Here is a 21,181-nt window from a genome sequence, read left to right on the forward strand (position 1 = left end):
CTCTCGCTTGCTCCCGGTCGCCGTGCTCCCGGGAGCCATTGCATTCCCTACTGCATTCCCTCTGCGTACCAGGTCCGGAACTCGTCGTAGTTCGGCATTTCCTCCGAGTTGGCCTTCGGGTCGACGGCGACGTGGATGACGGCGGTCTTTCCGCTGGCGTAGGCGCGCTTGATGGCGGGGGCGATGTCCTCGTCGCGCTCGACGTACTCGCCGTAACAGCCGAAGCCCTCGGCGACCTTGTTGAGCCGGACGTCTTCACTCCAGTGGACGCCGGTCTCCAGCGAGCCCTGGCCGAAAGTGCGCTTGTAGACGCCGACCTCGAGGCCCCAGGCGTAGTCCACGCTGACCACGCAGACCAGCGGGAGGTTCAGTCGGGCGGCGGTCTCCAGCTCGGCGATGTGGAACTGGAAGGACGAGTCCCCGGTGATGAGCATGACGGGCCGTTTCCCGCCATCCGCCACCGAGGCGCCGACGGCGTAGGGGAGCCCGGTCCCGAGGTGGCCGAAGTTCTGGTTCCAGATCACGTCGTGCGGCTTGGCCTGCGAGTACGTCCAGCCGAAAATGGTGATCGCGCCGCCGTCGCGCACCATGATGCCGTCGGCGGGAAAGGCCTTGGTGGCCTCGACGATGAGCCGTGCAGGGTGCACGGGTGACATGCCGGATAGGGCCGTCTCCGCCAGTTCCGCCAACCGGGCTGCCTCCTGCGTCACCCAGGCCTCAAGCCGGGGGGTCGGCGTGCGCGGGGTGTCCTTGAGGGCGTCGACGAGCTGCGGGACGACCGCGCGCAGGTCACCGACGAGGGGCACGTCGATCGACCGGTTCACCCCGATGGCCTCGGGGTCCTGCTCGATGAGGATCCACTTGCGGTTGGCCTCGTTCGCGACCCAGTGCCGGCCGCGGCCGTAGTGGACCGGCTCCCCGATTTCGGTGCCGATGGCGAGACAGAGATCTGACTCCACGACGGCCTCCACGGCCGCCGCGGAGAAGCCGTAGGGGAAGGTGCGGTCCTCCAGGCCCTTGATGAAGGAGGTGCCGCCGGAGGTCTGGATGACCGGGCAGGCCATCGCCTCCGCGAGGGCGCGGACGGACTCTCCCGCGCGGGAGGTGTGCACACCGTGCCCGACGAGCAGGACCGGCTGCTTGGCCGCGCGGATGTACTGCACGGCTTCGGCGATCCTGTCGGGGCCGGCGGTCTGGTTCACCAGCCGGTACGCCGCCGGCGGCAGCGGCGGGGGAACGTCGAGCTCCTCCTGGATGATGTGGGAGGGGTACTCGATGTAGACCGGGCCCGGGGTGCCGGACAGGGCCTTGCGCAGGCCCTCGCGGATGACCTCGTCGGTCTGGTCGGCGTACTCGATGCTGGCGCAGTACTTCACCGACGGCTCGAACAGGCCCGCCTGCCGCACGAACTGGATCCGGCCGCGCCGCACCCGCTGCTCGGTGATCCGGGCACGCTGCCCGCCGAGGAAGATGACCGGCGAGTTCTCGACCTTGGCGCACATCATCGCCCCGGCCAGGTTCGCGACACCCGGGCCCAGGGTGCCGATCGCCACCGCGGCCTTGCCGGTCATCCGGGACACCGCCTCCGCCATGAACCCGGCGGACTCCTCATGGTGCGGTGAGACCACGGTCCAGCCGCGTTCCTCGGCGAGGTGGAACATGTGCACGAAGTTCGGGTCGGGAATACCGAAGATCGTCTTGATGCCCTCGGCTTCGAACAACTGGAGGATGCGCTCGTAGACTTTTACCGGCATATTCGTCCTTTCGGCAATAATCGCGAATCCGCCACGGATGCCGTCAACCTGCCTGGTTCGCGATGCGGGCGGGACGGCCTGGACGCCCACCGCGCTCGTCGATCATTTGGTACGTGGCGACCTCTGGTACGTGGCGACCTCGGCTGGTCAGGCCTGGCCCCGGTGGTCGCCTCGCCGGTCAGCTCCGCCCCGCGGTGCGGAGCACGGCGTTGCGTCACCCATCGACAGCCCGGCTTGCCCGGCTTCGGCTCGCCAGCCTCGTTGGTCCGGCCTGTCTCGTTGGCCCCGTCTGCGCGGCGGCGGCCGGGATGCCGCGCTCCAGGGCGCCGCGGTCCTGTCCGTCGAGGGCCCGCGTTGGCCATCCGAACACCGCCTCAGAAGGAAGGGTGTATGCAATATAGGTCGGACGGCCGTTTCGTTGCAAGACTCTTGCGGTTCTTCCGGTCCAAGTGTATGCAATATAGGCCGGGTGGCGAGCCGACGCGAGGGCCGCGGATGTCGGACCGCCAGCCGGTGACGCCCGCGTGCCGGCTGGCGCGGGAGGGGCCAGGAATCTGGTGGACTCAGGACTCTGGTGAACGAGGTTCGGCGAGCTCACCGTTCGGCGTCTTCGGCCCGGCGTCCTGGTGTGGCGTCGGTGCCTCCGACGTCTCCGGGCGGCTCGGGTGCGCGTCGCGGTGCACCAGGGACGAGTGGGCCGAACCCGTGAAGCACACCCGCTGGCCTAAGGGCGGGCCGCGCCGGTGGCCGCGCGCCACTCGCCGGGACCCGACAGAACGGAGCTTGTGATGACGGACGCGTTAGGCTGGAGACTGAAACTGGGCGTGGTCACGCCCTCGGTGAACACCGTCGTGCAGCCCGAGTATGACGACATGCGGCCGCGCGGAGTGACCAACCATATCGCGCGTATCCATATCCCCGACTGGGTCGTCAACAACGATGAGGACTTCGACGGGCTCGTGCGGGACATCGACCGCAATGTCGATGACGCCGTGGGCTCCGTTCTGACCTGTGACCCGGCGTGCGTGGTGCTCGGAGTCTCCATCGAAGCGGTCTACGGCGACCCGAAGGCCGGTGAGGCGATCCGGGATCGGCTGCGGGCCAAGTTCGGTGAGGATCTTCAGCTCATCCACGCGGGAGACGCGATCCCGAGCGCGCTGCGGGCGGTCGGCGTCGACGAGGGGCCCATCAGTCTGATCACCCCCTATCAGCCGTCCTCCGAGCCGCATCTGCGTTCCTTCGTGGAAAGCCGTGGCTACGAGCTGCACACCGCGGTCCACCTGCGTTCCCCGACGGCGGTGCAGATCGCGCACACCTCGGGGGAGACCCTGCGGCGTGAACTGAAGCGGCTCGCCGCCGACCGGCCACGGGCGATCGTCCAGTTCGGCGCGAACATGTGCATGGGCCGGATCGCCGCGGAGGCCGAACAGTGGCTGGATCTCCCGGTGATCTCGGTCAACACGGCGACCTACTGGTATGCGCTGCGCAGCAACGGCATTGACGACCAGGCGGAGGGCTTCGGGCAGCTTCTGGCCCACCACTGACCCCCGCTGTTGAAAGCCACCGCTGCTGAGGGCCAGGAGGCACGAATGCCCCACGACCACCCGACGGCATCTTCCTCGAGTGCGTACCCGACGACGTTCTCCCCGATCGCGCTGGGGCCGCGCACGGCCCGCAACCGTATCTGGCTCGCCGCGCACGCCACCGAGTTCTCCACCGACGGCACCTTCGCCGACGCCAGCGCGGACTACTACGCCGAGCGGGCCCGCGGCGGCGTAGCCGTGATCACCATGGAGGCGATGGCGGTCCACCCGTCCACCCGGCCACGGCGCGGCGTGATCCTGGCCTACGAGGCCGCGGTGGTGGACAGCTACCGCAAGGTCGCGGCCGCCGTCCACCCGCACGGTGCGCTGCTGATGGCCCAGCTGTGGCACCGCGGCCGGCAGACCGACGGCATCATCAGCCGCCTGCCCACCTGGGCGCCGAGCCCGGTGCCCGACACGGTGTACCGGGAGATCCCGCACGAGGTGACCCGGCGGGAGATCGACGAGCTGGTCGCGCACTACGTCCTGTCTGCGCGGCACGCGATGGAGGGCGGTGTCGACGGCGTCGAGATCCACGGGCTGGCACACGGCTACCTGCTCGGCCAGTTCCTGTCCCCGGCCACCAACCACCGCACCGACGAGTATGGCGGCTCGTTCGACGGGCGGATACGCATCGTCCGCCGCATCGTCGAGGAGGTGCGCCAGGTCGTCCCGGCCGACCGGGTGCTCGGGATCCGGCTCAACAGCAGCGACGGCCCCGGGCAGAACGGCCTCGACAACGCCGACTGGGTGCGCATCGCGACGGAGACCGAGAGCTGGGGCGCCCTGGACTACATCTCCACCACGCAGGGCACCTACCTGGACCGGATGCAGATCTACGGCACCTCGGCGGCCCGGCCGGCCGGCTACGAGGTCGCCGACACCGCCAACATCACCCGCGCGGTCTCGCTGCCGGTCGTGGCCGTCGGCCGGATCACCACCCCGGAGATGGCCGAGGACATCCTCGCGAGCGGCAAGGCGCAGTTCGTCGGCATGGCCCGCCAGCTCATCGCCGACCCGCTGTGGGCCGTCAAGGCGGAGCAGGGGCGCCCGGACGACATCCGCCCCTGCATCGGTGCGAACTGGTGCGTCGCCTCCTTCGCCCGCGGGCCGCTGGCCTGTATTCACAATCCGCAGGTCGGCCGGGAGCGGCAGTTCCGCCAGGACGAGACACGGCAGCGCCGGCGACGGCGGGTCGCGGTCGTCGGCGGCGGCCCGGCCGGGCTGCGCGCCGCGCTGACCGCCGCCGAGCTCGGCCACCAGGTCACCCTCTTCGAACAGGACGACACTCTCGGCGGGCAGGTCAACCTGATCGCGCAGGCGCCGTCCTACCGGGAGTGGACCGGCGTGACCGACTGGCTGACCACCCAGCTGGCCCGGACCGACGTCTCCATCCAGCTCAAGCACCGGGTCACGGTCAACGACCTGGTCGGCCGGTACGAGGCGGTCGTGGTCGCCACCGGGTCCACGCCGCTGCGCCATGGCTGGACGGCCCGCCGTCCCGAACGGTGGGCCCGGGACGCCGCGGCGCTGCCGGGTTCGGACCAGTGGAACGTCTACACCCCGGTGGAGATCCTCACCGGCAGCGTGGAACTGCCGAACCGGATCCTGATCGTCGACGACACCGGAGACCGCCAGGCGTTCATCACCGCCGAGTACCTGCGCCAGCGCCGCCACGCGGTACACGTGGTCTCCCAGTACCCCCAGCTCGGACACGCCTTCGCCGACGGTCATGACCTACCGTTCGCCTTCGGGCAGCTGCGGCGCTCCGGCGTCACCTTCACCCCGAACGTCGAAGTGAACGCCATCGACGGGGACACCGTCACCCTCACCGACGTCTTCACCGGGGAGGCCTCCCAGCTGCCCGATGTCGACGGTGTCGTGCTCATCCTCGGCAACACCGCCAACGACCTGCTCGCCCGTGAGCTCGACGGCGCCGGCCTCGACATCCACCTGGTCGGCGACGCGCAGGCACCGCGGCGCATCTTCAACGCGATCTGGGAAGCCGACACCGCAGCCCGAACAATCTGAGGAGACCAGTGGACAACGGAGACGTGCACGGGCCGTTGACGGGATGCCGTGTTCTCGAGCTCGGTTCGTTGATCGCCGGACCGTTCTGCGGGCAGCTGCTGGGCGACTTCGGCGCGGAAATCATCAAGATAGAGGACCCCGCCGGGGGTGACCCGATGCGGAACTGGGGAAGCCAGGCGCCGGGCGGGCTGTCGCTCACCTGGCCGATCATCGCCCGCAACAAGAAGTCCATCACCTGCGACCTGCGGGACGCCCGCGGTCAGGAGCTGGTGAAGCAGCTCGCGGCGCACGCGGACGTGCTGGTGGAGAACTTCCGCCCCGGCACCCTGGAACGGTGGAACCTCGGGTACGACACTCTCTCGAGTATTAATCCGGGGCTTGTCCTCGTCCGGGTCACCGGATACGGGCAGGACGGCCCCTACTCGCAGCGGGCGGGCTTCGGCTCGATCGGGGAGGCGATGGGTGGTATCCGCTACACGACCGGGAATCCGGACCGCCCGCCGAGCCGCACCGGCATCTCGCTCGGCGACTCGCTGGCCGGCACGTTCGCCGCGCTCGGAACGGTCATGGCGCTGCTCAGCCGGGAGCGCAGCGGCCGCGGTCAGATCGTCGACTCCGCCATCTACGAGGCCGTGCTGGCACTGATGGAAGCTCTGGTCCCGGAATGGGAGCTGGCCGACTTCCGGCGGGAGCGCACCGGATCCATCCTGCCCGGCGTCGCGCCGAGCAACGTCTACACCGCCGCGGACGGCGCGGAGATCCTGATAGCGGCGAACCGGGACACCATCTTCATCCGCCTCTGCGATGTCATGGGCAACCCCGAGCTGGCGACGAACCCGCACTTCCAGACGCACCAGGCACGCGGTGAGCACCTGGAGGAGCTCGACAAGATCATCGGCGAGTGGACCGCGACCCAGCCCTCGGCCCAGCTCCTCGACCGCCTGCACGAGGCGGGTGTCCCGGCCGGCCGGATCTACACGGCGGCCGACATGGTCACCGACGCGCACTTCAAGGCCCGCAAGGCCGTCGTCCGCCTGCTGCACGACCGCCTCGGTGAGTTCCCCATGCAGAATGTCGCGCCGCGGCTGTCCGCCACGCCGGGCGGGATCCGCTCGCTGGGCCCGGAGCTCGGCGAGCACAACGAGTCGATCTACGGCGACCTGCTCGGTATCAGCCACGCCCACCGCGAACAGCTCGTCGCCGACGGCGTCATCTGACCACCACCAGTCGAACACGTGAACGGAGTACCGCGTGGCCATCACGATCTGCGAGGTAGGCCCGCGTGACGGCCTGCAGAACGAGAAGACGCCGCTTTCGACCGAAACCAAGGTGACGCTGATCCAGCGCGCCGTCGCCGGCGGCGTGCGCCGGGTCGAGGTGACGGCGTTCGTGCACCCGAAACGGGTGCCACAGATGGCCGACGCCGAAGAGGTGATGGCACAGGTCCCCCGCGACAGCGGGGTCTCGTACATCGGCCTGGTCCTGAACCGGCGGGGATTCGAACGCGCCGCCCGCGCGGGGGTCGACGAGGTCAACATGGTCGTCCTCGCCACCGAGACGTTCAGCGAACGCAACCAGGGGATGACGGTCGAGGCGAGCCTGCGTGCCTGGGCGGAGATCGCGGGCCTGGCACACGAGGCCGGTATCCGGCCCTCCGTCACGCTCTCGGCCGCGTTCGGATGCCCGTTCGAAGGCGAGGTGAGCCCGGACCGGGTCCGGGACCTGGCCCGCCGGGTCGTCGAGTCGGGCCCCGCGGAGATCGCCCTGGCCGACACCATCGGTGTCGGGGTTCCCACACAGGTCACCGAGCTGGTGGCGGCCGTCCGTGACGTCGCCCCCGGCGTCGCCCTGCGGTGCCATTTTCACAACACCCGCAACACCGGCTACGCCAACGCCGTCGCCGCGGTCAGCGCCGGTGTGGAGACCCTCGACGCCAGCGCCGGGGGCATCGGGGGCTGCCCGTTCGCCCCGGCGGCCACCGGCAACATCGCCACTGAGGACCTCGTCTACCTGCTCGACCGGATGGGCGTCGCGACCGGTGTGGATCTCCGCCAGCTCGCGGCCACCGGCCGCTGGATCGGCGAGCAGCTCGGGATCGACGTGCCGGCGCTGCTCGGCCGCGCAGGCACCTTCCCAGGCTAATACTGAGGCGGCATCTGGGAGTGTCTTCGGGGTGGAGTCGGCGCGGCGGGGTGGCGATCGGTCTCTGGATCTCGGGTACCGCCATTGTGACCAGGCAGGCCCAGATCTCGACCATTCAAGATCTGGTAGCGCCGGGATAAACCGGCTTGGAGAAGGAGATGGAAGAGCTCTACGTCGAAGGAGTAGCGACCCACGACGACCCCGAGCCATGTGGCTGCTTCCGTAAGGGGGCTGCTGAAGCGTTGGTAGGGGCACGTGTAGGCCGGGCTATTGAGCCGCGAAATGAACAGTTCCAGGGTGCCGACACGTTCAGATCCGTGGAAGGCAACACCGCCGGGAGCGTTAGTCGCGAGTTCCCGGGGGACCCGGCGCGGTCAGAGAACCATGGCATGCACGGAATCTCCAAGCACGAGAACCGGGAGATCCCGCGTCCGCCCGTCGGAGTGATGACCGGCGGGACGCCCAGGGAACGCCGAGGCGGTAATCCTGGGATGCACGGACACGGGAAGTCGGACACGCCAATAGTACCTGTGAACCTGCCGAACAAGCCCGTGCGAGCGGGTGCGGAGGTGGGGGAGGGAAGGGGCGTGGCCGAGGGGAACACGGCCAGCGAAACACGTTCCGGACGCAGAGCCGGGCCAGGCGTGTCAAGCCCGTTGGATCGTGTGCGCCTAGCCGCACGGCAGGACAAGGGAATGCGGTTCACCGCGCTACTCCACCACGTGGACCTGGACCGCCTGGAGGCGGCGTACCGGGCGATCCGCCCGCAGGCCGCGCCCGGCGTGGACGGGGTGACGTGGCGGGAGTATGGGCGGGACCTTCAGGGTAACCTGCGGGACCTGCACGCCCGGATCCATTCGGGGCGTTACCGGGCGAGTCCCTCGCGGAGGGTGTACATCCCGAAGGCGGACGGGCGGCAGCGGCCGCTCGGTATCGCCACGCTGGAGGACAAGATTGTCCAGCGGGCGGTCGTCGAGGTGCTGAACGCCATCTACGAGGAGGACTTCCTCGGCTTTTCGTACGGGTTTCGGCCGGGGTGAAGCCAGCACATGGCGCTCGACGCGCTCGCGGTCGGGATCCAGCGGAAGAAGGTGAGCTGGGTGCTCGACCTGGACATCCGGGATTTCTTTTCCAGCCTCAGTCATCAATGGCTGGTCAAGTTCCTTGAGCACCGGATCGCGGACAAACGGATCCTGCGCCTGGTCCAGAAATGGCTGAGCGCGGGAGTCATCGAGAACGGCGCGTGGTCGCAGACAATGGAAGGGTCACCGCAGGGGGCTTCGGTATCGCCGCTGCTCGCTAACGTGTACCTGCACCACGTCTTCGACCTGTGGGTGCGGTGGTGGCGGAATCGCCAGGCGCGTGGTGATGTGATCACCGTGCGTTTTGCTGACGACGCTGTCGCCGGCTTCGAGTACGAGGATGACGCGCGGCGGTTCCTTGTCGATCTTCGGGACAGGTTCGCGAAGTTCGGCCTGGAGTTGCATCCCGACAAGACCCGGCTGATCGAGTTCGGGCGGTTCGCCGCCCGGAACCGGTCGCGGCATGGGCAGGGCAAACCCGAGACGTTCAGCTTCCTGGGCTTCACGCACATCTGCGCGACGGGCAAGCGGGGCTACTTCTGGGTGCGGCGGGTCACGGACAAGAGGCGGATGGCGGCGAAGCTACGCGAGATCAAGGTCGAAGCGAAGCGGCGCAGCCACCTACCCATCCCCGTCCAGGGGCAATGGTTGCGCAGCGTGGTCAACGGCCACCTGAACTACTATGCCGTGCCCGGCAACATGAACGCGACGGCTTCATTCCGCTACGAGGTGCTCCATGCCTGGCACAAGGCGCTATCGCGCCGTAGTCAGCGCGGGCACCTGAACTGGGGACGGATGGGGCCCATCGCGAACAGGTGGCTACCGACCGCAAAGGTCCGACATCCCCTGCCTACCGTTCGGCTCGACGCCAATACCCGAGGCAGGAGCCCAGTGCGGTAGTTCCGCTCGCTGGGATCTGTGCGGGGGGCCGCCCGTAAGGGCGGTCCCTACCGCGACTAGCTGGCGAGTTGCTCGATGTGGGCCGCTGCTGTGGCCGTGCCGCCGGCGGCGGTGAACTGCTGTCGCAGTCGCCCGGCGGTCGCTCGGTAGGTCGGATCGTCGAGCACGTTTCGCAGGGCATCGGCGATCGTTGCCGCGCCGGCACGGCCGAATCGGATCCGGGTGCCTGCTCCGGCTCGTTCTACCTGTTCCGCGATGATGGGCTGGTCGTCGCGGACGGGTGCGACGACGAGTGGGACTCCGTGTGCGAGCGATTCGCACACGGTGTTGTTGCCGGCGTGGCAGATCACCGCGGCCAGGTGTGGCAGCAACGCGAGCTGTGGTACGCGTGGTGTGACGAGGAGATCGGCGGGCGCCGCCAGGGCCAGGTCGGTGGCGGTCCCCGGTGGCGCGACGACGACGGCCTGGACGTCGGTGGCCATCGACAGCATCGCCTCGGCGGCGGCGCGCAGGAAACGGCGGCCGGCCTCGCGGGTGACCGTGCCGAGTGAGATCAGGACGGTGGCCCGGGTTTCGTCCAGCCATGTCCAGGGGAAGTCCGGGTCGGCACGACGCCGAGCGGCCGCGCAGCCGACGAAGACCACTGATTCCGCGAAACGGCCCGCTTTGAGTAGGCCTGGCACGGAGCAGATGAGGGTGAGCTGGTCGGAGAACCGGGGGTCCGTGGCCGCGGCCTGTTCCGGGGGGATGCCGTGGGCGAGTTGGAAGTCCTGGAGCAGTCCGGCGATCCAGGCGCCGACGCGGTCGAGCCCGGCGTAGGGGTCGTCGAACTCGGCGGGCGTGGTGGCGAGGACGGCTAGCCGTGTGCCTCGTCGGCGTGCCACGACCGACGCGCCGACAGCCTGCTGGTCGGCGACCACCACGTCGGGACGGAACTCGCTGGCCATGGCGTCGATCTCCGGGATCATCGCCGCGCCGAGGGGGAGGAGAAAGTCCTGCCAGAGGAACTTCAGCGCGGCTACGCCACGAAGCCGCTGGGACGAGGCCTCTATTCTGGTCCGCTCCGCGGCGTCGGCCGGTCTCCCGGACAGCGCGAGCAGGTCGACCTTCGCCGGTACGATCGGCGCGATGACGTCGGCATGACCGGCAATCGCCACCTGGTGACCGCGCGCGGCCAGTTCCCCCGCTACCGCGGTGGCCGGGTTCACATGCCCGGCCAGCGGTGGTACCACGAACATTATTCTTGCCATGTCACACCAGAGTTCCGGGTTGTTCTCAGGAGTCGACCGTCGGGGTTGCGGTCCGGGCCCCTGAGGTCCGGCGGCGGTACTTTCTCGCGTACCCAGGCGGGCATGACGAAGCCGGGGCTGGGCGGCGGGGTGTAGGTCGGCATGGGTGCTGTTCCGTGGTGGAACAACCACCAGTGCGTCAGCGTGCGTAGGTAGCTGGTGGCCTCGCGGAGCACCGCGTGGGTGTGGTTACGCAGGATGATCAGGGTGCAGTCGGGTATCAGCGATGACAGGCTCGCGGCGTGGTCGATGAGGTCCGAGTTGGCGCCGTACACGGCGAGTACCGGCGCGGTGAACGCGGCCAGGCGAGCGGGGTCGAACGACGGAGTGGCGAGCATGTCCCGCCTCGTAAGCACCCGGCTGAGCGAGTGTTCCATCTGCGCGCCGAGACTTTCGATGAGGAAGGGGGGCTCGATCAGGGTCAGACTCGCCACCTGCTCTGGGTGGGCGAGGCTGTAGGCCAGCGCCAGTGTCGCTCCGTAGCTGTTGCCGACCATGTGTACCGGGCGGTCGATGCCGAGTGCGACCAGCAGCCCGGACAGGTCGGCGAGGGAGCTGGCCATGTCGTACCCGTCGGGTGTCTGATCGCTGCGCCCGTGCCCGCGCAGGTCGTAGCACACGACGTCGCAGCCCGCGTTCGCCAGAAAGGTGCCGAGGCTGAAGTAGAAGCTGGACAGATTGTCGATCACCATGCCGTGCAGCGTGACGACGATCGGCGCGTCGGGATCCGCCCCGCGTGTCGGCGTGAGGCGCTGGACGTTCAGGCGGATCCCGTTGGCAATGACGTCAGCCATGGCTGGCACCGGACAGGCTATCGGCGATCAGGTAGACGACGTCACCGACGGACGATCTGATCGCTTCGGCCAGGTGCATCGTGGCCAGAAAGGCGACGAGATCGACCGATGATCCGTAACGGAGGCGCGTGCGTTCGGCTGGGGCTACGAACTCGATCCGGGCGAGCGCAGCGAGCACGTCCTCCGCGAGTTCGTGACGGCCCTCAGAGCCGGTCGGGGCACCGGGTTTCAGGGATGTCACGGAACGTTTTCCTGTCCTCGGTGCGCATTGCTGCCGTACACATCCAGGCCCTCTACAGTTCTCCGGCTGGGCCGCCCGACGGCGGGAGGATTCGCGTATCGCAGAGGTGACTCGGGGTCCGCCCTCGTCGGTGGCGGCGATGTGATGCGTGTCAGCGGATTCCACACACGGTTGACATGGCCAACAGTGCAATGTTGTGGAGTGTGAACTGGTCGGCTGTTGATCCGCCGAGACCGTAGCGCTCCCCCATTGAGGGGGTGGTGATTTTTCTGCTGGCAGCCATATCGGAGCAGCTGGCCTCAGCATCGCCGATAATCTGCGCGTCGGTTTTTCCTTGCGCCAGCCGAGGAAATTCCTCGCGGAATCTTCTGATGTATGTTTCGGTGCCTTCCGAGTTGCCGGCATCAGTTCCCGGGCTCGCCGATACATACGTTATTCCGGTAGAGGGATTCATAGCCGAGTTCTCATCCGGCGTGCTTGTCGTGTCACAAGCTGCTAGTGAAACCACGGCGATGGCGATGGATGCTATTCGTCTGCTCGACCGGGAACGCCGGAGGCGTCCAGAGTCTGTGGGTGCCTGGATACCCGCAGTGCCTTCGTTTCTTTTCTGATGGAAATCCATGTCGTCGGCCCTCTCTTCTATGTCATATTTCCACCTGAACCGGGAAGGTTCAAGGGTGGTTCCGAAGTATTCATCTCTGTAGAGGAGGCGGTACGCGTTGCCCGGCACATTTCCCGCTAACTGACACCAGTCCTTGTCCGGCGGCAGGTGAGGTCGATGGGGGACCTGATAGCGGAGACGGATCGACGGGGTCGGTCAGCCAGACCGTGCGGGATGGGCATGTACGTGTGCGATCACGATCGGGTCGGTGGCGTCTGATGCGACATGCTTTGGAGGATCGCGTCGGCCATGCCGCGTTCGCCGCGTTCGTTGGGGTGGACGGAGGCAGCGGGGTTGAGGGGAATCAGTGGCTCGACCCAGCGGATGTCTCTCGCCGCGCAGGCGTCGCGGTCGAGGGAAGGGGTGTAGGTGTCGATGTACCCGGCGCCGGCGGCTTCTGCCTGCTGTTGCAGCATGGTGTTGAGCTCCTGTTCCTTCTGGCGCAGGTAGGTGATGTCGCCGGTTGTGAGTCCCATGGTGCGTGCGCAACCGACGCCGTCGGTGGGAAGGATTGCCGGGTATCCCACGATGTACACGTCGGCCTGCGGCGCGCGACGGGTGATCTCGCCCAGCGCGACGGACAGCTGTTGCCCTGCGGCCTGGATCTTCTCGTGTACCTCGTCGGTTCCGGCGGAGACGTACTTCCTCTTGCAGGGTGCGTCGTTCGAGGTGCCGCCGGCGAGCGCGTTGTAGAGCGCGCCGGCCCGGACGCACTGCTTGACCACCGAGGTGAAACCGATGTCGTTGCCGCCGATGCCGATCGTGACCAGCCGCGTTGTGGCGGAAAGGGCCGAGAACTGGGCCGGGTTGACTCCGTCCCCAGTGGACTGGGGCGAGGACAGGTCCGCGATCGTGGCCCCGGAACAGCTCATATCCGTGAAATCGGATTCCTCAAGATCCAGATTCTCGGCGATCAGCGTCGGGTAGTTGCGGTCCGAACGATCGCAGCCGCCGGGTTCTCCGATCTGGGAGGGGATTCCGGGACCGGCGGTATAGGAGTCGCCTAGGGCGACGTATGCCCCCTGAGCTGGAGCTGGCGCTGCAGTTGCAGTTGCTGTCCGAGTCGGAACCGGCGTCGTTGTCGTCTCGGGAAGCGCTGCGGCTGCCGCTGCTGGAGCTGAACCGCCGTCGTGGCGGTTGAGGGCGACCGCGGTGATCAGGGTGCCGCACGCGAGTGTGCAGACCAACCCGGCGCGTAGCTGAGTTCTTATCATTGCCTCCCACTTCCGTCTCGGATGGCACTTCTGATGTCTGACCTGCGGGCATGGAAGGTAACCGCCGGTTGTGAATGATGCTCCAGTGTCGACGGCGTCAGGCAGATGATCGCAGCTGCGAGGGAACGGCGAGCCGGCGTGGATCACGATGAGTCGAACCTGAATGCCGGATCGAGTGTTGTGTTTTCTCGCGTTTCTGGCAGGGATCGTTTAGGTCTGAGCCAGGAATGGCGACGCTCGGGGCAAGGTTTGCAGGTCGGGGGGCGAGGCCCGGCCTTCTGGTATCTATCGGACGGTGGCGTACCGATGGATGGTCGGTGCGCCAGGTTCGGTTGGATGCGTGGGTCGGGGCCGTGTACCGCGGCCTGGGCGTGGTGGTGTCCAGGCGCCGTGGGCCCGGCGGGGGCTACCGCCGGGCCCACGGGCCCACGCCGTGCACCCGCATTGCACAGGGCCCGGCGCGTACAAGGGGCAGGGCTGATCAGCCGCGCCCTACTTCCGGATGACGGCCTCTGTCGTCCGGCGGCCTACTGCAGCCCGCCAGGTGGTCGTGCATTTCTCGGGTCGTTCGGTCGGCGAGGAGCAGTTACAGTATCTTCTTCGCGGCTGTTCTCGGGCACCTCTTCAGTTTGTCTGAACAGGGATCGTCAGTCGTCGTGCGTTTGTCGACAACTGCCTACTGCGAACGCAGTACGCCGGCCTCCTACCCAGTACTCCTGATGGGGAGGAGCGTGATGGCTGTTAACCGGCGCGTTCGTGTCCAGGCGGGATAGGCCTCGGCCGGCCAGGCGACTCCGAGTTTTCAGTGGCTGTGAGGTTCAGGGCACCGGATTCGCCGTGTCGCGGGCGAGTGCGTGCCGGCATGTCAGAGGTCCTGTACCCCTGCCCACGCAGATCGGTTTCCGGGAACATGCCAGGATCTCGGCCCGAGAACGGTGCGCAGTGCCGCCGCGACGACCCGCACCGATGATTGAGAAGATAGGCATGAAGGCTGGGAGGAGGGTGGCCGGGGAAGGCTGACGCGAGGCGGGCCTCTGGGCGCGGCCCGTCGATCGAGCGTGCGGTGGTACAGAGAACCGCGACCGGGCTGTGAGGTTCTGGGGCGGTCAGTCCGATGGGGTGGTTTGTAGCAGGCCGGACTGGTAGGCGATGACGACGAGCTGCGCCCGGTCGCGGGCTTCGAGTTTTGTCATGGCTCGGTGGACGTGCGTGCGGGCGGTCAGTGGGCTGATGACAAGGCGACGGGCGATGTCGTGGTTCGAGTAGCCCTCGGCTACCAGCACCATGACTTCTCGTTCGCGGGCGGTGAGCGTCGTGAGGACTGCGGGGTTTGTCCTGGCGGTGGCTGTGGGTTCGGGGGTGGCGAGGAACCGGGCGATGAGGGCGCGGGTGGCTGCCGGGGAGAGAAGCGCGTCGCCGCCGGCGATGGTGCGGATGGCGGTGAGGAGCTCGTCCGTTCCGACGTCTTTACCGAGGAAGCCGCTTGCTCCGACGTGAAGTGCCTGGGTGACGTATTCGTCGATTTCGAAGGTGGTGAGGATGAGGACGTGCGTGGCGGCGAGTGTTTCGTCGCTGCAGATGGCGGCGGTGGCGGCGAGTCCGTCGGTGCCGGGCATGCGGATGTCCATGAGCACGACGTCCGGGTGGTGTTCACGGGCCGCTGCGATGGCTTCGTGGCCGTCTGCGGCTTCAGCGACGACTTCCATGTCCTCGCACGAGTCGATCAGAATCCGGAAGGTCGCTCGTAGGAGGGTCTGGTCGTCGGCGAGGAGCACTCGGATAGTCATCGTTTTCCGTTTTCGTGGGGTTTCTGGGTTGTAGCGGCAGGATGGCGGTGACGTGGAAGCCGACTTCGGGATGGTGTCCGGCCTCGAGATGTCCGCCGACGGACAGTGCGCGTTCCCGCATGCTGATCAGGCCGAATCCACTGTTCGAGGATGGGATCGACCTCACCGTGTCGGGCCTGTGGTCCCCATTGGCCGAGCTTTTCCCCCCACCACCATTAATGATCATTAGGGTGACGCTGTTGGGAGCGTAGGTGATGTCAACGCATGCGCTGTTGGTGGTGGCGTGTTTCGCCACGTTGGTGAGCGCTTCCTGCGCGATCCGGTATGCCGTGAGGTCGATGCCGGGGGAGAGCGGGGGCCGCTCGCCGCGGGTGTTGATGGTGACCGTGAGTCCGGTGGCGGTGAACGTGTGGGCGAGTTCGGGGAGTTGAGCGAGTGACGGGGCTGGTTCCAGGGGGGCGTCCGGGTCGTCGCCGTGGCGGAGGAGGCCGACGGTGGCCTTGAGGTCGCGCAGCGCGGAGGAGGTGGTGGCGGTGAGGTTGGTGAGGATCGGTTCCGTCTGGTCGGGGTGGGTGCGGACGAGGTGTGCGGCGGTGCCGGCCTGGGCGTGGGCGAGGGTGATGTGGTGGGCGACGACGTCGTGGAGTTCGCGGGCGATGCGGGTGCGTTCGTCGGCGACCCGGCGGCGGGCTTCGGCCTCGCGGGTGCGTTCGGCGTATTCGGCGCGGGCTTTGACGGCGTCGAGGTAGTCCTGTTTGATCCGTCTCGCGCCGCCGAGTGACGCGGCCATCAGTAGCCAGGCGGTCGGGCCGATGGTCTTGAGTTCCAGGGGGTAGCCGTCGGGGTCGGCGACCAGCGCCGTCGCGACCACCGCCGCGCAGCCGGGGATGGCGATGCTCAGGGTGGTTCTGCGGTCGGTGTGCGCGGCCAGCCAGTAGAGCGCGGCCATCGCTGGGGCGATCATCAGGGAGGTGAGGAGGTAGCCCAGGCCGGCCAGGAACACGGTGCAGGTGATGGCCACCACGGCGGTCGCGCGGGGATGGCGTTCGTGCCAGAGCAGTGCGGTGCAGGCGATGGCGGCGAGCAGGACCGCGGGGTAGGGGGAGCTGTCGTGAGCGACGTGCTGGGGGTTGAGTCTGCTGGCGGGGCCGGCGGCCACGAAGGCCAGGAGCGCGATCATCACGGTGCCCGTGCGGTGATGGTCCTGGATCCGCCGCCACCGGCTGGTGATCGTCATATTGGGTTCCTGTCGGCTGCTGTGGCTGTGGTGCCCACGGTACGGAGCCCCGTCCGAGGACCGCGGTGTTGCGTGCCGGCGGTCCTCGGACGGGAGGTGCTCACCGTGCGGACGTGGATTCCAGGGCGAGGGGTTCCTCGCGGCCGGTGGCCGGTGCCGCAACGGCCGGTGCCACGGCGGTGGGCCGGTTCAGCGTCTCGCCCTCGACGTCGATGTGGGGCAGGACCCGGTCGAGGTGGCGTGGGATCCACCATGCCTTCTCTCCGAGAAGGGCGAGGACGGCGGGGACGATGGTCATGCGGACGACGAAGGCGTCGAGTAGGACCGCGGTGGCCAGGCCGAACCCGATCATTTTGATGATCGGTTCGCTGGTGCCGATGAAGCCGGCGAAGACCGCCATCATGATTAGTGCGGCGGCGACCACGACGCGGGCGCTGTACCCGAACCCGGAGGTGATCGCGTCCCGGGCGTTCTCGCCGTGGACGTGGGCCTCGCGGATGCGGGCGACGAGGAAGACCTCGTAGTCCATGGCGAGGCCGAAGACGATACCGACCATGAAGATCGGCATCATGCTCATGATGGGTCCGGTTTGGTGGAGGCCGATGAGCCCAGCGAGCCAGCCCCATTGGAAGACCGCGACGACTGCTCCGAGGGCAGCCAGGACGGAGAGTAGGAACCCGAGGGCGGCTTTGAGTGGGACGAGTACCGAGCGGAACAGCACGAGCAGGAGCAGGAACGCCAGGCCCACCACGATGGCGAGGTAGGGGATGAGTGCGTCCTGGACTTTCTGGGCGATGTCGATGTTCACGGCGGTGGTGCCGGTGACCTGGAAGGTCGCGCCGGTGGCGGCGGTGACCGTGGCGCGTTGCGCGCGGATGGTGTGGACGAGGTCCTTGGTTGCTGCCTCGCTCGGTCCGGTGGCCGGCACCGCGGTGAATACCGCTGTGTCGCCCGCGGTGTTGAACCGGGCGGCCGAGGCGGAGACGACACCGGGTGTTGCGCTGATCTTCTGGGTGATCGTGGTGACCGCTGTCTGCGCGTTGTCGGAACCTGTCGCGTCGACGACGATGGTCAGTGGGCCGTTGAAGCCTGGCCCGAAGCCCGCGGCGAGGTCGTCGTAGGCGCGGCGTTCGGTGGTGGAGGTGGGCTTGGCCTCGTCGCCGGCCGTGCCCAGGCGCAGGTCCAGGACGGGCAGGGCGATCGCCCCCAGGGCGAGTACGGAGAGGATGAGGACGGGCAGCGGGCGGCGCAGGATCAGGTTCGCCCAGCGGGTGCCCGCGTTGGGCCCGCGGTGCTCGGTCTTCTTCGTGGCTCTGCGCGCGAACCTACTTGTGGTGCTGCGCGTGGTGCTCTTGCGTGTGGAGCGGGGGAGCACGGCGCGGGGGAAGAACCCGAGCAGCGCCGGGACGAGGGTCAGCGCGACTCCGACGGCGATACCGACGGTGCCCGCGGCGGCCAGGCCCATTTTCGTCAGGGTTGGGACTCCGACGATGAACAGGCCGGCCAGCGCGATCACCACGGTGAGCCCGGCGAACACTACCGATGACCCGGCGGTGCCGGTCGCGACCGCTGTGGCGTCCTGGGGTTCCAGCCCGCGGGCGTGTTCTTCCCGGTAGCGGGAGACGATGAACACGGCGTAGTCGATGCCGACGGCGAGGCCGAGCATCATCGCGAGGGTGCTGGTGGTTGAGGACAGGCCGAGGGTGCTGGCCAGGGCCATGATCGAGGCGATTCCGACGCCGACGCTGACGATCGCGGTCAGTAGCGGTAGCCCGGCTGCGGCCAGGGATCCGAAGGTGATCAGCAGGACGAGTGCGGCGATCGCGATTCCGACGGCCTCGGTCACTCCGCCCGCCCCTGGCCGGGTTGTCAGCGCGTCTCCGCCTAGCTCGACGGTCAGGCCCGCTGTCTGGCCGTCTGTGACCGCGCCTTGCAGGCTGTTTTTGGTGGCGTCGGTGAGATCATCACTGATCGCCGTGTAGGAGACCGTGGCGTAGGCGGTCGCCGCGTCCGTGCTGACCGCCCCGCTTTGGAAGGGGTTCACGGCGTTGGCGACCTGTGGGCTGGCGGCGGCCTCCGCGACGACTCGTTCAACAGTGGTGCGGTTTTCGGGTGTGGTCAGGGTCTGGCCTGGTGGGGCGACGAAGACGATGCGGGCGACCGCCCCGTCCGCTCCGGTGCCGGGGAAGCGTTCGTCTAGGAGGTCGAACGCCCGCTGGGATTCGGTACCTGGCATGGAGAACGCGTCGTCCGGGGCGGCGGGTGCCCTGGCCGCGCCGAAGCCGACGGTGACCAGCACCCCCACCCATAGCAGAAGAACGTATCGGCGCCGCCGGAACGACAGACGGCCCAGCCGATAAAGAAAAGTCGCCACGGGGGAGATCTCCACATCTTCTCGGGTACACGAGAAGACTGCGCGAAACCGGTGGGTCCCGTCGTCGTCCGCCTGCCGGCACTTCCGGCTACGAAAACCGCAGTACACGCGAGCCCCTCCCGTTCGGCCGGCGGAGTACCTTCGGCCGCGCGGTGACTCCACCGGCACCCGACGCCAGGTGTCTTGTATCCGCCGAGACAGCGCTGGTTACCGGTCCCGCCACCGTGATCTGCGCTGCGGTGCAACGGGTCCGGCCCCTGCCACGCCGACGCCCCGCGATCGCCACACCCGAACCTGACTTCAAGAGGCAGTTGTATAGGCACGCTGAGTAGCGATCGAGGCAGTAGCTGGACATGCTTCTACTGAGCCTGCAGTAGCCGAAACTGACTGCCTCCGGCCGACGCGGAAGCGGGCCACTCCGGTGCACAGTGGTCGAGGTCCCCAACGCGACCAAGAAACGGCGTCCCGTTACCCAGCTCCGGGTTGGGCGCGACACACCACCAGCGAACGGCGATGCCGCGCCCAGGAACTCGACGCGGCGCGGAGTGGAGATGTTCGGTGAACCACACACCCGACGGCGACGAACACAAATCCGCGGACACCGCTCACGACGGCTCCGCTCAGGCACCGGGCCGGAGACCTGGCCCGGACGGCGACCGGCCGACCTGGGACCTGCGCGGCCCGTCCCAGCAAGCGGCCCTGCCACAGCAGGCCCCTCATCGGCCGACTGGACCGCCGCCACCCGCCGACGCCTTCCGCCCGGGTCGACCAGTGCGTTCCCCGGCAGGAAGCGCGCAAGACGCGCCGGAGGTCACCCCGCCGCCGCCCGGCAGGACAACGGAAATGATCGGCAGAGCCGGGATCGGCAGGAGTGTCCCGGCCCCGGGCATGCCAGCCGGGCCAGAGGCCCTGTGGAAGGAGCGGATCCAGTCCATCCCATCCGCCGATCCCCAACCCGCTCATGCGGCCTGGGCCGACAGCGGAACCCACCCACCCACCGGGAGTCGCATCGGTACGCAGACCGGCGACGACCACTACCGGCAGGCACATCCGGACACGGGGGACAGTGCCACCCCCGCGGGTCCAGGCGGTCACCCGCCTGCCGTCGGCCCCGGAGACGGATCGGTCTCCCCGAAGCGCCGCCGGTGGCGACGACGCCGACGGATCCTCGCGATCGGCGCGGTGGTCCAGCTCGTGGTGCTCGTGGCGGGCGACCGGTTCGCGGTCTCGGCCGCCGAGGACCAGATGGCCAAACAGATCGAGGCGAGCGTGACCGAAAGCCTCGCCTGCGATGTCATCCCACCGACCGTGAGCAATGTCAGCATCGGCGGATTCCCGTTTCTCACCCAGATCATGTTCGGCAACTTCAAGAACATCGGATTGAGCGTCGAGGGAATCTCAACACCCGGCCCCCGCATCTCGTCGGTCGAAGCGCATCTCAAAGGACTTCACATTCCAGTCAAGAAAATCCTCACCAACAGCGTTGGTGAGGTTCCGGTCGACGATGTTGAAGCAACGGTCCGTCTCGACTACGACGATGTGAACACGTTTCTGGCCGACCAGCCCGGCAAGATCCAGATCAACCCGGTGGACGGCGGAGAGCAGGTCGAGGTCTCCGGCACGGCCGATGTGCCGGTGCTCGGCGCCCAGGAGATCGGCGGTGTCACCACCTTCGAGGTGCGGGACAACAAACTCACCCTGGTCCCCTCCGAAGTCTCCCTGCGCGGGGGACTCAACTTCAGCATCCCCGTGCCCGGTGGCGTGGGGGAGCTGCTCCCCTCGGTCCCGATCCCAGTCGGAGGCCTGCCGTTTGACCTCAGCATCGTCGAAGCGTCAACCGACGCGTCAGGCCTGTCGCTGACCGCGACAGCCAAGGACGTCGTCCTCCCCAAGGCGGAGGCACGAACGCGCCAGTGCCCGCCGGCGGACAACAGCGGGAACTGACCTCACGCCCTCCCGTTCAGGACACGGCTGCTGCCCGAGCCTGATACGTCGACACCCCGTCTCCTCCGGGCCACGGCGCACATAGACCCGTCACAAGGTGGGTTGGCACCGTTCCCGGGCGCCGTGACGTGCTGATGCGGGTCCGCGC

General features: G+C 68.0%; 16 protein-coding genes. 7 read left to right on the top strand and 9 right to left on the bottom strand.

Features of this window, described 5'->3' with window-relative positions:
* Positions 1-47 precede the first annotated feature (47 nt).
* Complete coding sequence (locus tag FRANEAN1_RS17990; protein ID WP_020461249.1) at positions 48-1,754, bottom strand: thiamine pyrophosphate-binding protein; 1,707 nt, start codon at positions 1,752-1,754, stop codon at positions 48-50.
* Positions 1,755-2,542: 788 nt separating this feature from the next.
* Between FRANEAN1_RS17990 and FRANEAN1_RS17995 the strand changes: the two genes are divergently transcribed.
* The 6 genes from FRANEAN1_RS17995 (at position 2,543) to FRANEAN1_RS18015 (ending at position 9,492) form a co-directional block, all read left to right on the top strand.
* The gene (locus FRANEAN1_RS17995) at positions 2,543-3,298 is read left to right on the top strand and encodes an IgiC (protein WP_020461250.1); all 756 of its coding nucleotides are present in this window, start codon (positions 2,543-2,545) and stop codon (positions 3,296-3,298) included.
* Positions 3,299-3,343: 45 nt separating this feature from the next.
* Positions 3,344-5,368: an FAD-dependent oxidoreductase gene (locus tag FRANEAN1_RS18000; RefSeq protein ID WP_020461251.1), complete on the top strand. Its 2,025-nt coding sequence runs from the start codon at positions 3,344-3,346 to the stop codon at positions 5,366-5,368.
* 8 nt (positions 5,369-5,376) lie between these two features.
* Entirely contained in the window at positions 5,377-6,585 is a 1,209-nt protein-coding gene (locus tag FRANEAN1_RS18005) for a CoA transferase (RefSeq protein WP_020461252.1), read from the top strand.
* Positions 6,586-6,619: 34 nt separating this feature from the next.
* Positions 6,620-7,510 carry a hydroxymethylglutaryl-CoA lyase gene (locus FRANEAN1_RS18010; RefSeq protein ID WP_020461253.1) on the top strand — a complete coding sequence of 297 codons (891 nt, stop codon included), beginning with the start codon at positions 6,620-6,622 and terminating at the stop codon, positions 7,508-7,510.
* 695 nt (positions 7,511-8,205) lie between these two features.
* Positions 8,206-8,550 (top strand): hypothetical protein, encoded by a 345-nt coding sequence (locus FRANEAN1_RS43600; RefSeq protein ID WP_347177187.1) that lies wholly within the window; start codon positions 8,206-8,208, stop codon positions 8,548-8,550.
* A gap of 9 nt (positions 8,551-8,559) precedes the next feature.
* Positions 8,560-9,492, top strand: coding sequence for a reverse transcriptase domain-containing protein (locus FRANEAN1_RS18015; protein ID WP_347177188.1), 933 nt, complete (start codon positions 8,560-8,562; stop codon positions 9,490-9,492).
* 56 nt (positions 9,493-9,548) lie between these two features.
* On the opposite strand, the gene FRANEAN1_RS18020 is transcribed toward FRANEAN1_RS18015, so the two are convergent.
* The 8 genes from FRANEAN1_RS18020 to FRANEAN1_RS18050 form a co-directional block, all read right to left on the bottom strand.
* Complete coding sequence (locus FRANEAN1_RS18020) at positions 9,549-10,742, bottom strand: glycosyltransferase (protein WP_041254330.1); 1,194 nt, start codon at positions 10,740-10,742, stop codon at positions 9,549-9,551.
* Entirely contained in the window at positions 10,730-11,575 is an 846-nt protein-coding gene (locus FRANEAN1_RS18025) for an alpha/beta fold hydrolase (protein ID WP_020461255.1), read from the bottom strand. Before FRANEAN1_RS18025 ends, FRANEAN1_RS18020 begins: the two co-directional genes overlap by 13 nt.
* A complete protein-coding gene (locus FRANEAN1_RS18030; RefSeq protein WP_041254331.1) occupies positions 11,568-11,816 on the bottom strand; it encodes a hypothetical protein in 249 nt (82 codons plus the stop codon). The genes FRANEAN1_RS18025 and FRANEAN1_RS18030 overlap by 8 nt, the downstream gene beginning before the upstream one ends.
* Before the next feature lie 151 nt (positions 11,817-11,967).
* Complete coding sequence (locus FRANEAN1_RS39110; protein WP_020461257.1) at positions 11,968-12,546, bottom strand: hypothetical protein; 579 nt, start codon at positions 12,544-12,546, stop codon at positions 11,968-11,970.
* A 125-nt stretch (positions 12,547-12,671) separates the two neighbouring features.
* Positions 12,672-13,664 carry an SGNH/GDSL hydrolase family protein gene (locus FRANEAN1_RS18035; protein WP_198145559.1) on the bottom strand — a complete coding sequence of 331 codons (993 nt, stop codon included), beginning with the start codon at positions 13,662-13,664 and terminating at the stop codon, positions 12,672-12,674.
* A 1,133-nt stretch (positions 13,665-14,797) separates the two neighbouring features.
* A complete protein-coding gene (locus tag FRANEAN1_RS18040; protein ID WP_020461259.1) occupies positions 14,798-15,478 on the bottom strand; it encodes a response regulator transcription factor in 681 nt (226 codons plus the stop codon).
* Positions 15,381-16,715, bottom strand: a complete 1,335-nt coding sequence (locus FRANEAN1_RS18045) for a sensor histidine kinase (protein WP_020461260.1) — start codon at positions 16,713-16,715, stop codon at positions 15,381-15,383. The genes FRANEAN1_RS18040 and FRANEAN1_RS18045 overlap by 98 nt, the downstream gene beginning before the upstream one ends.
* A gap of 100 nt (positions 16,716-16,815) precedes the next feature.
* Positions 16,816-19,089, bottom strand: a complete 2,274-nt coding sequence (locus FRANEAN1_RS18050) for an MMPL family transporter (RefSeq protein ID WP_041256109.1) — start codon at positions 19,087-19,089, stop codon at positions 16,816-16,818.
* A gap of 1,194 nt (positions 19,090-20,283) precedes the next feature.
* Between FRANEAN1_RS18050 and FRANEAN1_RS18055 the strand changes: the two genes are divergently transcribed.
* Complete coding sequence (locus tag FRANEAN1_RS18055; RefSeq protein WP_347177189.1) at positions 20,284-21,033, top strand: DUF2993 domain-containing protein; 750 nt, start codon at positions 20,284-20,286, stop codon at positions 21,031-21,033.
* Positions 21,034-21,181 lie beyond the last annotated feature (148 nt).

The organism is Parafrankia sp. EAN1pec, from assembly GCF_000018005.1.
GTDB classification, from domain to species: domain Bacteria; phylum Actinomycetota; class Actinomycetes; order Frankiales; family Frankiaceae; genus Parafrankia; species Parafrankia soli.

Excerpts from the sequence above, each read along its gene's own strand:
- FRANEAN1_RS43600 (WP_347177187.1), top strand. The coding sequence starts at position 8,206 with ATGCGGTTCACCGCGCTACTCCACCACGTGGACCTGGACCGCCTGGAG.
- FRANEAN1_RS18020 (WP_041254330.1), bottom strand. The coding sequence starts at position 10,742 with ATGGCAAGAATAATGTTCGTGGTACCACCGCTGGCCGGGCATGTGAAC.
- FRANEAN1_RS18040 (WP_020461259.1), bottom strand. The coding sequence starts at position 15,478 with ATGACTATCCGAGTGCTCCTCGCCGACGACCAGACCCTCCTACGAGCG.
- FRANEAN1_RS18025 (WP_020461255.1), bottom strand. The coding sequence starts at position 11,575 with ATGGCTGACGTCATTGCCAACGGGATCCGCCTGAACGTCCAGCGCCTC.
- FRANEAN1_RS18045 (WP_020461260.1), bottom strand. The coding sequence starts at position 16,715 with ATGACGATCACCAGCCGGTGGCGGCGGATCCAGGACCATCACCGCACG.
- FRANEAN1_RS18000 (WP_020461251.1), top strand. The coding sequence starts at position 3,344 with ATGCCCCACGACCACCCGACGGCATCTTCCTCGAGTGCGTACCCGACG.
- FRANEAN1_RS18015 (WP_347177188.1), top strand. The coding sequence starts at position 8,560 with ATGGCGCTCGACGCGCTCGCGGTCGGGATCCAGCGGAAGAAGGTGAGC.
- FRANEAN1_RS17990 (WP_020461249.1), bottom strand. The coding sequence starts at position 1,754 with ATGCCGGTAAAAGTCTACGAGCGCATCCTCCAGTTGTTCGAAGCCGAG.
- FRANEAN1_RS17995 (WP_020461250.1), top strand. The coding sequence starts at position 2,543 with ATGACGGACGCGTTAGGCTGGAGACTGAAACTGGGCGTGGTCACGCCC.